A 12693-nucleotide genomic window follows, 5' to 3' on the forward strand; every position below is an offset into this window, starting at 1 on the left:
AGAATGGTTTTAAAATAAAGCTCTTAAAAACAAAAAAAAATCCCCTTAAAAAGAGGATTTCGAAACGTTTTAAGATTGGGATTTATGATAAAATATTCATCTTTTTGATGAAATCTTTATAAGTATCGCTTAGATTTATTTTATGATTTCCTTTTAAAATAATAAGATTATCAGCCAGTATAATTTCTTCAATTTTATCTGAATTTACAATCGTATTTCGATGTGTTTTTATGAATTTGTTTTTATCCAGCAATTCATTGATTTTTGTCAATGAAATAAGGATTACAAATTTTTCTTTTTCAGTAATAATATTGCAGTAACGTTCTTCGACTTCAATATAAAGAATGTCATTTGTAGAAACCTTTTTTAATGCGTTTTTCTTTTTTATGAATAAATGATTATTGCTGATAACAGTATTTTGTTCCTCACTTAAAAAAACGTTGATTTGATCATAAAATTTTTCGACAGCCATTTCAATTGCGTACAAAATTTCGAGTTCGTTGAAAGGCTTCATCAAAAAGCTGAAAGGTTTTGTTAGTTTGGCTCGCTCAAAAATTTGACGATCTTGTGAACTGGTCAAAAACACAAAAGGTTTTGAGGCATTTGGAATAATATTAATTGACTCGGCAAAAGTAATTCCGTCTGGTTTTCCGTTCAGAAAAACATCAATAATAATAATGTCAATCGTGTTTTCGTAAAAAAGTTTCAATGCATCAGTAAAATTTCTTGCAACGCCAACAACTGTATAATTGTGTTGAAGCAATACTTTTTCCAATGCATCACTTTGTTCTGGTGTATCTTCTATGATTAAAACATGAATATTATCCATTGTTTGTTATTTTTGGAAATGTCAATATTATTTTCGTCCCGATATTAATTTCGCTTTCGATCGTAAATGTGCCGTTATTTTTCTTGATCATTTGTTTGCAAAGTTGCATTCCTAAACCAGTCCCGATAATTTCAGAATCATTTTTTTTAGCTAAAAGATCATTGTCGGCAAGTAATTCTTTAATAGTTTCCTGACTCATTCCAATTCCGTTGTCTTCAATTACAAGCTCGCAATATTCTGAGTTGTTTTCTCTTGTATAGAAACTAATTTTTCCGTTTTCATTTGAAAATTTTATAGCATTGTCCAATAAATTTCGGAATATAATTTTTAGAGAATCAATATCTGCTAAGATAAAGATGTTTTTTGGGACTGAATTTTCAAAAGTAATCGATTTATCGAGTAGCAAAGGTTTGTAATTGTACTCTATCTGCTGAACAATAGAATTTAAATGAACAGATTCTTTATGAAAATACAACTGTTTTGTTTGCAGCATTGCCCAGTGCAATAAATTATCCAATAAACTGTATGCACCATTTGCAATAGCACTATTTTGAATAATAAGCTGGTTTAATTCGTCATAATTTTTAGTTTCGAGTGTCGTAGATAATTTGGAATTGCTCGTTTTTAATGCATTTACAGAAGAGCGCAAGTCATGACTTACAATCGAAAATAATTGATCTTTCGTGTTATTTAGCTGATCGAGCTTATTTTTTTGAGTCAGTATGATTTTGCTGTTTTTAGCTTTTTGAGCATATAAATAAACGCCACCTGTCAGGATTATTAACAACCCAATCGCTGAGAAAAATAAACTATTACGTTGCGTATTTTTTAGTTGATTTTCAACTTCAAGAACTTTGATTTGTTTTTGTTTTTGAGCAACAGCAAATTTTTTCTCATAATCGGCGAGCGCCCAAATCTTATTTTGATTCGTTAGTGAATCCTTCCATTGTTCGAATTCTTTTCTGTAAACTAAAGATTTTTTGAAGTTACCTCTGTTTTCTTCAACAACTGCCATGTTTAATGCTGCGTCTCTTTTTTTATCAAAATCTTTTATTTGCTTTGAAAGTGAATATGATTTTTCAAAATAAGTAATGGCCTTGTCGTCTTTGTATTGTGTGTAATACAAATTAGCAATATTCATGTAGAGATAAGTTAAAGAAGCATTGTCATTTTCTTTTTCTTTTAATTCCTTGCTTTTAAAAAGATATTCTTCTGCTTTGTCAAACTTTTGAAGATGCAAATAGCAAAGACCTAAGTTTTGATAAATTACACTTATTTTATAATCGGGAGTTTGTGCAGGAGTTCGTTTTTCTAATTTTTCAAAATGGGAAATTGCTTTATCAAACTCTTTTAGTTCCAGATAAATTTCGCCTAAATATTTATCAGCCAAATAATAAAACGGAAAATCTTTTGAAATCAGATTAAGTTCTTTTTGGGCTTCTTTAAAAAGTTTTAATTGTCTGAAAGAATTTCCTCTTATATAATGGCAGTAATCGGATAATTCTTTGTTATTGCCAGAACTCAGTTGTTTCATGGAATATACCAAAGTTGAATCCCATTTTTTATTGATAAAAAAGTATTGAGCTTTGTTAAAGTTGCTTTCTTGATCAAACTGAGCTGCCTTTTTCTTCAATATTTCGTTAAATGAATTTTTAACGGTTTGGTTTTGAGGATACAGTAAAATTGAATATAAACACAGAATAAAAACCAAATTTGTTTTTAGTTTACACATTTTATCTCTTGAGTTGTTTCGATAATTTGAATGAAAAAGCATCTATTTTAACAATCGTAATTGCTAAAATAGATACTTGTATTATGGTCAGGAATTAACTATCTACTCCTGTTACTGTTCCTCTTGATGTTTCAGGGTCAATATCTTTTAAGAATGAAACTACTTCGGTGATGTTGCTGATTGTGGCAGAAGTATAGTCTACTTCAACATACCAAACATCACAGCTCTCTGGGGTTTCTTCTGAAAAATTGTAATCAAAAAATATTTGCAGCGAATTGCCATTTTCTGTAGGTTCTTCAACCTTTGGGTTGTTTGGATCCTCAGAGTTGATATATAAGGTTGCTCTGATTTTTAATGTTAGTTCTCCTCCTGGAGGTGTGTAGAATCTTGCAGAAACTAATGGGGAAACGGGATAGCTAACTGTTTTTGGGTGTAGAAAAATAAAATCACCGGTATTAATTTTGGTATTCTGTAAAACGGTATAAGCCATAAGAATGGTTTTTAAGATTAATACTATTATTTTTGGTGTGTTAAAGATATTTTTTTTCTTCCAATTAGCACTATAAAAACCTTGATTTTTAGCACTTTTAGATATTCTTTTATTTAAAAATTGAAAAAATATTTGTTTCAGAAAGCATTCAAAAGCTTAAACAAAATTGAATAAAAAAGAAACTTCCCCTATTCACTTGACAGTTTAACGAATAAGAAAGAGTATAGAAATTAAAACCAAAAACCCCAATTCCACTACATCAATTGGGGTTTTTTGGCTAATAATTTTGGTAAGGTTAAAAATTCAATTTTAACAGATTTGATTCACTTATTCAATTTTGAATGTTTTATAAAAACGAACATTCTTTCCCGTTTCTGTGAGTCCTTCCAATATGATTTCATAATCTCCAGATATGTCAGAGGCATAAAATGGGATGCTCATTTCGCTATTTTTAAAAGCAATATTAGGTTTCCAAAGTAATTGATATCTGTAGTCAGGAATTCGGCTGCGTGTATTAGGAGCTTCATGTTTCGGTTCAAAATATACTTTTGCAGGTTCTGGTCTAAGGATGGTCGTTTTTAGAATATTTTTGTCAATATAAATAGTCGCAAAATCTTTGTTTTTTGTAATGATACTAACAATTCCGTTGAATATTTTAGGACCATAACAATAAGGTCTGTCAACAACGCTAATGCTTTCAATTTGAAAAGCATTGTAATTAAGTAATGCATTTATATTCTGAATTTGCAATCCATCAACCAAAACGAGACACGGTTCAGGCGATTGTGTTATATTGTATTTGATATCTCTTAAATATAGTGAAGGAACTTGATTGTAATCTTTAAAATTAAGTTCGGTAACAATTTCTACTATGGTTTCTTTAAATGTTCTAAATCTTTCGAAATCATCTAGATTGTATTTTTTTTCTGTAGGTTGAAAAAAGAAGTCGGTATTGCTGGTTTCAATCAGGCTATCTTTTTTTTGCGAAAAATAAACGTTTTCTACCTGCGATGCCAATGAGCGTTCTTGAATCGCTTTTAAATTTCTACTAGAAATAGATGTCTTGTTGGAGAAAATTAAATTTGATAAATCCGGACTTGGCGTTTTGTCTATTGTAATACTGTAATTTTCTCTGTCAGATTCTGATAATTGAACATAACAGTCTGATGTATTGGTTTGTTTGTCTATCAAAAAAATAAATTTTCCGTTGCTATTTGTTTTGGTCGTTTTGAAAATGAAATTTTTTCCCGGAATAGAAAGTGTAACTATTTTGGCGTTTAAATCAGAATTTGCAACTTTCGGTGTTATAAAGCCAGTTATGATTTCACCTCTTGTTTCTGGAAGAACCGTTATATTTTCTTTTAAATTTATATTAGCATTGATAGTTTCATTATTTGGGTATTCAGGTATAAAATCTATTTTTCTGATATTTAAAAAGTAATTTCCTCTATCCAATGTTTTTGGAAGTAAAAGTGTCGCTTTTTCCCTCTTCAAATATTTTCCCTTGTCAAGGTTTAAGGGAATGTTTTCAGATGTGTTTTCTGTTTCATTTTTATAAGCCTCAGATTTTTTAGAAGTACTATCAATAACCATATTGATATGTTCTTGAAATGGATTTACGATGGTAAGGTCTTTTTCAAAAAAGTTATTTTGATTGTTGTTTAACATCCAATTCGTATAAGCAATAAGTTTATAATTTCCTGTTGTTAATGTTGTTGGAATAAAATAATCTCCAGATCCTATTCCGTTTTTTAAACTAACTTTAGTTTTATACACACTTTCTTTACGATCGTTAATTACTTCTAAATAGGCAACCTCACTGATATCTGAAAATACAGTGTTTTTGTTTAAACAGTATAATTGATAGTATAGCGTTTCGCCAGTTAATACCACCGAGGTATTGGTTTTGACTAATACTGATTCTGTACCAAAAGCAGTATTATTTTGAGCGGTACTTTTATAAGTGAAATTTACTAATAACAGTAAAAAAGCTAATTTTATGTTTAATTTTCCCAAAATGAAGGTATTACGTTAGAAGAAAATGATGTACAATCTCCGCATTCTTTTTCAACCATATAGAATCCAGAAGGAATCATTCCTGGACCATCTCCAATAAAATCATGTGTTTTAATTAAGTCATAATCATTTTGTTCGATTTCATTAAAATAGTAGAGTCTGGCATTGCAAGTTGTAAAATACTCGGTTGGTTTTTCAGAAGGAAAAAAATCTTTGAAACTAAAAAAGATTCTTTTTTTGGCAACCGATGCAACTTCAAAATAACCAACAACTTTTTCATTTGAATCTGATGTTGACTTTATGTTCCCTACTACATATCCAGGCTGATTTGGAGATAATAATTCTCCTGAATCAAACATTTTTTTGGATGTATAATAATAATCATAAGCAGCTTGACTTTGAGTGTATTGAGAAACCATTATGCTGTAGCGATTTGTTAGCATGTAATCTGTATCGGCGATAAAACGAATAGGATATTTTACACGGTCTTCAGTCAAAGCGGTCGTATTGGTTTGTCTAATTCCCGTGGAGTGTTTTGTAGTGAAACAAGTCTGAATGTTAGGTGGTGCAGGAACTTTTACGTAGCTATAGTAACCGTTTTGCTTTACTAAATTAATACGTGTTTCAATAGGATGCGGCGTTATTATTTTATAGGTTTCTTCATATTCATAACGATAATATTTGGATGTATTTGTTGGGTCGAAACTTTTAACACTTACCTGAATGCCTCTAACGCCATTTTTATCTTCAACTGTTGTTTCTAGATCAATCGTGTTTTGTGTAGTTAAAACTTGTGGTGAAGAAACATATGATTTTCCTGATTTGGTTGTTATTTTTAATTGATAATTTTTATTTGGTTCTACTTTAAATTCAATTACAGAAATATATTTTCCATCTTTTTCGTTAAAATGAAAAACATTTTTATCACTATCAACAACAGTAACATCAGCTCCAGATTCTGGAATTTTTACGGTGTCATTTAGAACTCTTGTTCTCGCGATATTTATTTCCTGATATTTTAATTCATTTGTTAGTGTGGCTTCAACAGTGATTGCATCTTCAAAATCTTGATTTTGATATATATATTGTTCCGTGCAACTTGTCAAAACAGCAAATGCAAAAAGAGCCAATGTCGATTTTTTGATTCTTGATAAATTCATATTGATGTGATAAATGAATTAAAATTTAATGTTGTACGTTATCGTTGGAATTGGAACAGAAAAAATCGATGTTTTATAAGCTTTGATTTTTTTATCTTCAGTAACAAAATAAACATTATAAGGATTATTTCTTCCAAGGACATTGTAGACAGAAAGATTCCAGAAACTATGAGCGAGCTTTTTTACTTTATGATTTCCTTCAAAATTAAGACCAATATCCAATCTGTAATAATCTGGAATTCTATATTGATTGCGATTACTATATAAGGTAACATTCTCTCCGGCAAAATCATACGACCCAATTGGAAAGGTCACAGGTCTGCCGGTTTGGTAAACAAAATTAGTTGATAAACTATATCTCTTTGTAAATTTATAATTTAAAATGGCGCTAAAATCATGCGGTTTGTCATAATTCGTTGAGAAATATTGGCCGTTATTTATTTTTTCAGAGTCAAATCGGCTGTCCAATTTTATTAATGCTCTCGAATAGGTATAGCTTAGCCAGCCATTAAAATTGCCTTTTTCTTTTTTGATCAGAAATTCAACTCCGTAAGCTTTTCCTTCTCCTTGAAGAAGTTCAGTTTCTATGTTTTCGTTCAAAAATAATTCGGCACCAACTTTATAATCCAGAATATTTTTTGAACGTTTATAATAACCTTCGACACTCAGTTCTAATGATTTTTCAATTATATTTTTGAAAAGCCCTAACGAAAATTGATTAGACGATTGTGGTTGGGTATTTAAATCTGAAAGCTTCCAAACATCCATTGGAGATTGAGTCGTATTGGTCGACAGCAAATGCATGTATTGATAGGTTCTGTCAAAACTTGCTTTTACAGATAAATCTGGAAGTATAAAATAACGAGCAGAAATTCTAGGTTCAAAACCTCCATACGTTTTTATAGATTCATTATTTGAATAAGTTTTAGTATCAATAACAGTTCTTTCAGATTTAGGAAGATCATCCTGATAAATGTTCTGAGTCGCAGGACCAAGTGCAGAATAAAAAGAATAACGCAAACCTAAATTGATTAAAAGTTGGTCATTGACCTTGTAATTTTCGGTAAAAAACAAAGCCGATTCTAAAGCTTTTTCCTTTTCCAAAGTTTTGTTTTTAATTTGAGAATCACTGCTTGTTGGTTCTAGAAAACCAGGATTAACATTGTAAATTTTACTGCTGATGCCATAATTAAATAAATGCTTTTCATTCAGAATGTACTTCATTTTAAAAACAAACTGAGTTTCATTGATTTTATAGCCGTAATCGAATGATTTTTGAGGTTGTGAATCGTAATCGATGTTGAATTTATATTGACTATTAGTAATAATTAAGGAAGATTTGTTTTTTGCATTAAAATCATGATCCCATTTTACTGTTGCTAATAAATTACTGTATTTGTAAATAGAGTCGGAATTGATGCTGTATTTGTCATGGCTATAGTATAAAGAGGTTTCCAGATCATCTTTTTTTGTGATTTTATGATTGTATTTCAAAAGCAAATCATAAAAAGAAGCTTGGCTATTATCAAGTTCAGGATCTTTAATAGCTTTCAGAATCCAATCAGAATAACTTGCTCTACCGCCAAATAACAAGCTTGATTTTCCTTTTACTATCGGAATTTCGAGCGTAACATTGCTCATTACCGGACCAATTCCTGCTTCACCAGAAACTTTTTCGGTATTTCCATTTTTAGATTTAATGTCAAAAACCGAAGAAAGACGCCCTCCAAACTCTGCAGGAATGCTTCCTTTGTATATATCAGCCGATTTTGTTGTAAATGGATTTACGGAAGAAAAGAAACCTAAAAAGTGAGATGGATTGTATAAAGAAGCATTGTCTAGTAAAAACAAGTTTTGATCGTCTTTTCCTCCACGAACATTAAAGCCCGCAGAGCCTTCTCCTGCTGTTTTTATACCTGGCAGAGTTGTAGCAACTTTAAAAATGTCTCTTTCGCCTAAAATTAAAGGTACGTTTTTGATGTTTTCGATATTAATACTTGTAAGGCCTGCAACTGCTGAGGTTGTATTTTTTGTTCTTTTATTTTCGATAACAACTTCTTTCAGGGCATTTACATTTTCATCTAAATTAAAATCTACTTTTCCATTACTGTAAAGCACAATTTTTTTAGTCTTTGATCCATGCTTGATAGATTGAGTTTCGATTATATTAATACCAGCAGGAACTCTAAAGCTGTAATAACCACTTTCATCACTTGTTGTACTTATATCTTTGTCTTTTACTTTAACAGTAATATTATATTCTGGTTTTCCTGAAATTCTGTCTCTAATATATCCAGAGAGGGTATAAGACTGAGATGCGTTTATTAGAGATTGTTTTCCGAGGGAAATAATGGAATCTGAATCTTTCTTAGAATCATTCAGATATTGCTTATTGTAAATTGGAACTATTTGTGAATTTGGAATTTTATTGACGTTTATGTTATCAGCATTTTTAAAATAATCCTCCGTTATAGCGTTTGATATTAAAAGGCCATTGCTCAAAATAATATTGTTTCCGTCAATAATGTAATTTATAGTAGTGTTATTAAAAATTGCATCTAAAATTACAGAAATAGAGGTATTGCTAAATTCTCCTGAAATAAGTTGAGTATCAGATAGCCATTGGTCATCAAAATAGAAATGAAAAGAAGTGTTTTTCTCGACTAATTCAATGGCTTTTTTTCGAGTTACATTCGAATATTGTATAGAAATGTTTTTTTCTTGCGAAAAGAGAACGATTGGCAGTAAGAAAAATAAATAGAAGATAAAGTGATTTTTCATTTAGATTTTGGAATAGAGCTTATAAATTGTTATCAATAAATTTTATTAAATCTGCTTTGAACTGGTACGGATTTGTCTCTTCCAGAATTTTATTTTTTTTGTAAAAATCTTTTATTTCTTTTTTTAGTTGAGGAAATGTTGTGAGGATTTCTTTTTGCGTATTGACAGCTGTAAATTTTGAATTATAAAGAAGTTGGTAATCAATATACTCTTTGAATTCTGTGTATAAAGTAGTTTCAATAATGGTTTCTTTAGCAGTTTTAAAGTGCTTAATATATAAGGAGATATTTTTTCCTAAATATTTTTCTTCAAAAAAGCCTGTGATGGGTTTCGGATATTTATACTTATTGTCAATATTGACAAATCTCTTATCGTCAATTATAAAGTAATCGGTCTTTTCATTTATGAGCGTTATCCCGAATGAGTTGTTGTTTTCAAATGATTTAACAAGTTGATCTTTGTAAATGTCATACTTTATCAAGATGTTTTCATATAATTGATTATCATAAAAAACAGATCCTTTAACGAAGTTTTTATTTAAATAATTCGTGTTGCCATTTTTTAAATTATATGGATCAACATGAATTTTGCCGTTATTGATGTTTGAAATTTCTTCACCAACTATTTTGTCAAAATAATTGGAGACTTCTTTTTTTTCATTAGTTTGAGAAAAACAGTTGATTGAAAGTAATAGTAGGATGAAAATTACTGTTGAGTAATTTGTGATTTTCAATGGTAGGCTTTTGCAATATTGTTCAAATTTAAAAGAAACAATAATAAATAATATTGTTTTAATTCTTGACCTTGCAATATCCTTTCTCATCAATATTTTAGTTTTGTGTAGTTATTTTCTATATAAAACTATGTTAATAGCGTTCTTTTTAAAAATAAATTAAACCAACAACGTTGTTTTTTAAACCAACAACATTAATTAATCTATAATGTGTTTTCTGAAAACGTTGTAGTTTAGTATTTTAACTATATTGTTTTAGGTTGGAGAGTAGATGTAAAAACTGAAAAACCCCGTTTCATGATTATGAAACGGGGTTTTTGCTATGAATAAACCTTTAGTAAACTAAGATCTGATTACTCTTTTTTCTCCTCACGTGGAGGTCTTGGAACAAGTGCTTTTTTAGACACTTTTTCTTTTTTAGTTTTTGGGTCAACTCCTAAGTATTTCACTTGGAAAATATCTCCCATTTTAACTACATCAGCAACGTTTTCAGTACGTTCCCAAGCTAGTTCAGATACGTGAAGCAATACTTCATTTCCTGGTGCAGCAGTATATTCTACTACAGCTCCAAAATCAAGCATTTTAATTACTTTAACTTCATAAGCTTCTCCCATTTGTGGTTTGAAAGTAATAGAAGCAATTTTTGCTAATACCGCTTCAATTCCAGCAGGATCTGTACCTAAAATTTCGATAACACCTTGTTCGTCAACTTCGTTGATAACAATAGTTGTTCCTGTAGCTTTTTGTAATTCCTGAATTACTTTTCCACCAGGTCCAATTAATGCTCCAATAAAGTTTCCAGGAATAGTTCTTGTGATGATTTTTGGCGCATGAGCTTTTACATCAGCTCTTGGAGCAGCGATTGTCTCAGTTAATTTTCCTAAAATGTGTAAACGTCCATCACGAGCCTGAGCTAAAGCTTGCTCCATAATGTCATAACGTAAACCATCAATTTTGATGTCCATTTGACAAGCAGTGATACCGTCAGCAGTTCCAGTTACTTTAAAGTCCATATCTCCTAAGTGATCCTCATCACCTAAAATATCTGACAATACAGCAAATTTCTCACCGTCAGTAATCAATCCCATAGCAATTCCAGAAACTGGTTTTACCATTTGAACTCCAGCGTCCATCAATGCCATTGTTCCAGCACAAACTGTTGCCATAGAAGAAGAACCGTTAGATTCTAAAACCTCAGAAACAACACGAATTGTATAAGGACAATCAGCAGGAATCATATTTTTTAATGCTCTTTGAGCCAAGTTACCGTGACCAACTTCTCTTCTTGAAGTTCCTCTTAGTGGCTTTGCTTCACCAGTAGAGAAAGGAGGGAAGTTATAGTGTAAGTAGAATTTCTCTTCACCTTGCTCGCTAGGCGAGTCGATTTGGTTTGCTTCTCTAGAAGTCCCTAAAGTTACAGTTGCCAAAGCCTGGGTTTCTCCACGTGTAAATAAAGAAGAACCGTGAACTCTTGGTAAATAATCAGTTTCACACCAGATTGGTCTGATGTCTGTAGTTTTTCTACCATCTAAACGAACACCTAATTCTAATACTACATTACGAACAGCTTCTTTGTTTGTTTTGTAGAAATATTTAGAAACTAAATCACCATCAGCAGCTAATTCCTCTTCAGTAAATAAAGCTTTTACTTCTTCTTTTACTTCAGCAAATGCAGCACCTCTTTCGTGTTTAGCTGAACCTACTTTTGCAATAGCATAGATTTTGTCATATGCTGCAGCTTTTACTTTTTTGTAAATTTCTTCGTTTTCTTTCTCACCTTCGTAAGTACGAATTTCTTTTTTACCAAAAGCAGCTTGTAAACGGTATTGAGCTTCAATTTGAACTTTGATAGCTTCGTGAGCAAACTTAATAGCTTCGATCATTTCAGCTTCTGAAATTTCTTTCATCTCACCTTCAACCATTGCAACAGAATCCATAGAAGCTCCAATCATCATATCGATATCAGATTTTTCTAATTCTTCTCTGCTTGGATTGATCACTAATTTTCCGTCGATACGTGCAACACGTACTTCAGAAATTAAGTTGTAAAATGGAATATCTGAAACTGCTAATGCTGCAGATGCAGCTAAACCAGCTAATGCGTCTGGCATAACTTCTTCGTCATGAGACATTAACTGAATCATAACTTGTGTTTCAGCATGGTAATCGTCTGGGAAAAGCGGACGCAATACACGGTCAACTAATCTCATTGTTAATACTTCGCTGTCGCTTGGGCGCGCTTCTCTTTTGAAGAAACCTCCTGGAAAACGACCTGCTGCTGCGAATTTTTCGCGGTAATCTACCGTTAATGGTAAAAAATCAACGCCTGGGTTTGATGTGCGAGCTGAAACTGCTGTTGCAAGAATCATAGTGTCGCCCATTCTTACTACTACAGAACCATCAGCTTGTTTAGCTAAACGTCCTGTCTCGATTGTGATGCTTCTGCCATCACCTAAATCGATCTTTTCTACAAATAATTGTGGAATCATAAATTTTTTCCTTATTGATTATACAATGGGTTTTAGTTGTGTTGTAGTTGTTGTTGTGTGTAGTTGTTGTTATCTAAAACCCAATGAAAAACCAAACTTTTTTTCTTGTATTATGCATGCAATGTAAAAACAAAAAGAGGCACTTTCGCACCTCTTTTCTATATTGATTATTTTCTGATATTCAATACTTTGATAATCTCACGATATCTGTTAATTTCTTTCTTTTTCAAGTAATCTAACAAAGCTCTTCTTTTACCTACTAATAGTACAAGAGAACGCTCAGTGTTGTAATCGTGACGATTTTTTTTCAAGTGTTCAGTTAAGTGAGAAATTCTGTAAGTGAACAATGCAATTTGACCTTCTGCGCTTCCAGTGTTTGTTGCACCACCGTGTTGTGCGAAAATCTCTTCTTTCTTTTCTTTAGTTAAATACATTCCAATATTATTTAATGATTTTTATGTAT

At 31.2% G+C, this 12693-nt stretch carries 9 protein-coding genes; all 9 read right to left on the reverse strand.

Annotated features, from left to right (window positions below):
* Positions 1–82: 82 nt before the first annotated feature.
* The gene (locus FN795_RS08505) at positions 83–829 is read right to left on the reverse strand and encodes a LytR/AlgR family response regulator transcription factor (RefSeq protein WP_142450229.1); all 747 of its coding nucleotides are present in this window, start codon (positions 827–829) and stop codon (positions 83–85) included.
* Positions 822–2363 carry a tetratricopeptide repeat-containing sensor histidine kinase gene (locus FN795_RS08510; RefSeq protein WP_142450230.1) on the reverse strand — a complete coding sequence of 514 codons (1542 nt, stop codon included), beginning with the start codon at positions 2361–2363 and terminating at the stop codon, positions 822–824. The genes FN795_RS08505 and FN795_RS08510 overlap by 8 nt, the downstream gene beginning before the upstream one ends.
* 292 nt (positions 2364–2655) lie before the next feature.
* A complete protein-coding gene (locus tag FN795_RS08515; protein WP_035645729.1) occupies positions 2656–3051 on the reverse strand; it encodes a hypothetical protein in 396 nt (131 codons plus the stop codon).
* Positions 3052–3378: 327 nt separating this feature from the next.
* Positions 3379–5067 carry a hypothetical protein gene (locus tag FN795_RS08520; RefSeq protein WP_142450231.1) on the reverse strand — a complete coding sequence of 563 codons (1689 nt, stop codon included), beginning with the start codon at positions 5065–5067 and terminating at the stop codon, positions 3379–3381.
* Positions 5055–6227 carry a DUF4249 domain-containing protein gene (locus FN795_RS08525; protein WP_142450232.1) on the reverse strand — a complete coding sequence of 391 codons (1173 nt, stop codon included), beginning with the start codon at positions 6225–6227 and terminating at the stop codon, positions 5055–5057. The genes FN795_RS08520 and FN795_RS08525 overlap by 13 nt, the downstream gene beginning before the upstream one ends.
* An 18-nt stretch (positions 6228–6245) precedes the next feature.
* On the reverse strand, positions 6246–9008 hold the full coding sequence (locus FN795_RS08530) for a TonB-dependent receptor (RefSeq protein WP_142450233.1): 2763 nt from the start codon (positions 9006–9008) through the stop codon (positions 6246–6248).
* 19 nt (positions 9009–9027) lie between these two features.
* A complete protein-coding gene (locus tag FN795_RS08535; RefSeq protein WP_167498067.1) occupies positions 9028–9831 on the reverse strand; it encodes a hypothetical protein in 804 nt (267 codons plus the stop codon).
* Positions 9832–10094: 263 nt separating this feature from the next.
* A complete protein-coding gene (locus tag FN795_RS08540; protein WP_142450235.1) occupies positions 10095–12230 on the reverse strand; it encodes a polyribonucleotide nucleotidyltransferase in 2136 nt (711 codons plus the stop codon).
* A 167-nt stretch (positions 12231–12397) separates the two neighbouring features.
* Positions 12398–12664 (reverse strand): 30S ribosomal protein S15, encoded by a 267-nt coding sequence (rpsO, locus tag FN795_RS08545; protein WP_007804772.1) that lies wholly within the window; start codon positions 12662–12664, stop codon positions 12398–12400.
* Positions 12665–12693: the final 29 nt, after the last annotated feature.

The organism is Flavobacterium resistens (genome assembly GCF_900182645.1).
GTDB classification, from domain to species: Bacteria; Bacteroidota; Bacteroidia; order Flavobacteriales; family Flavobacteriaceae; genus Flavobacterium; species Flavobacterium resistens.

What these genes read in the sequence shown, in the direction of transcription:
- FN795_RS08505 (WP_142450229.1), bottom strand. Translation starts at nt 829, where the DNA reads ATGGATAATATTCATGTTTTAATCATAGAAGATACACCAGAACAAAGT.
- FN795_RS08510 (WP_142450230.1), bottom strand. Translation starts at nt 2,363, where the DNA reads ATGAAACAACTGAGTTCTGGCAATAACAAAGAATTATCCGATTACTGC.
- FN795_RS08515 (WP_035645729.1), bottom strand. Translation starts at nt 3,051, where the DNA reads ATGGCTTATACCGTTTTACAGAATACCAAAATTAATACCGGTGATTTT.
- FN795_RS08525 (WP_142450232.1), bottom strand. Translation starts at nt 6,227, where the DNA reads ATGAATTTATCAAGAATCAAAAAATCGACATTGGCTCTTTTTGCATTT.
- FN795_RS08530 (WP_142450233.1), bottom strand. Translation starts at nt 9,008, where the DNA reads ATGAAAAATCACTTTATCTTCTATTTATTTTTCTTACTGCCAATCGTT.
- FN795_RS08535 (WP_167498067.1), bottom strand. Translation starts at nt 9,831, where the DNA reads ATGAGAAAGGATATTGCAAGGTCAAGAATTAAAACAATATTATTTATT.
- FN795_RS08540 (WP_142450235.1), bottom strand. Translation starts at nt 12,230, where the DNA reads ATGATTCCACAATTATTTGTAGAAAAGATCGATTTAGGTGATGGCAGA.
- rpsO (WP_007804772.1), bottom strand. Translation starts at nt 12,664, where the DNA reads ATGTATTTAACTAAAGAAAAGAAAGAAGAGATTTTCGCACAACACGGT.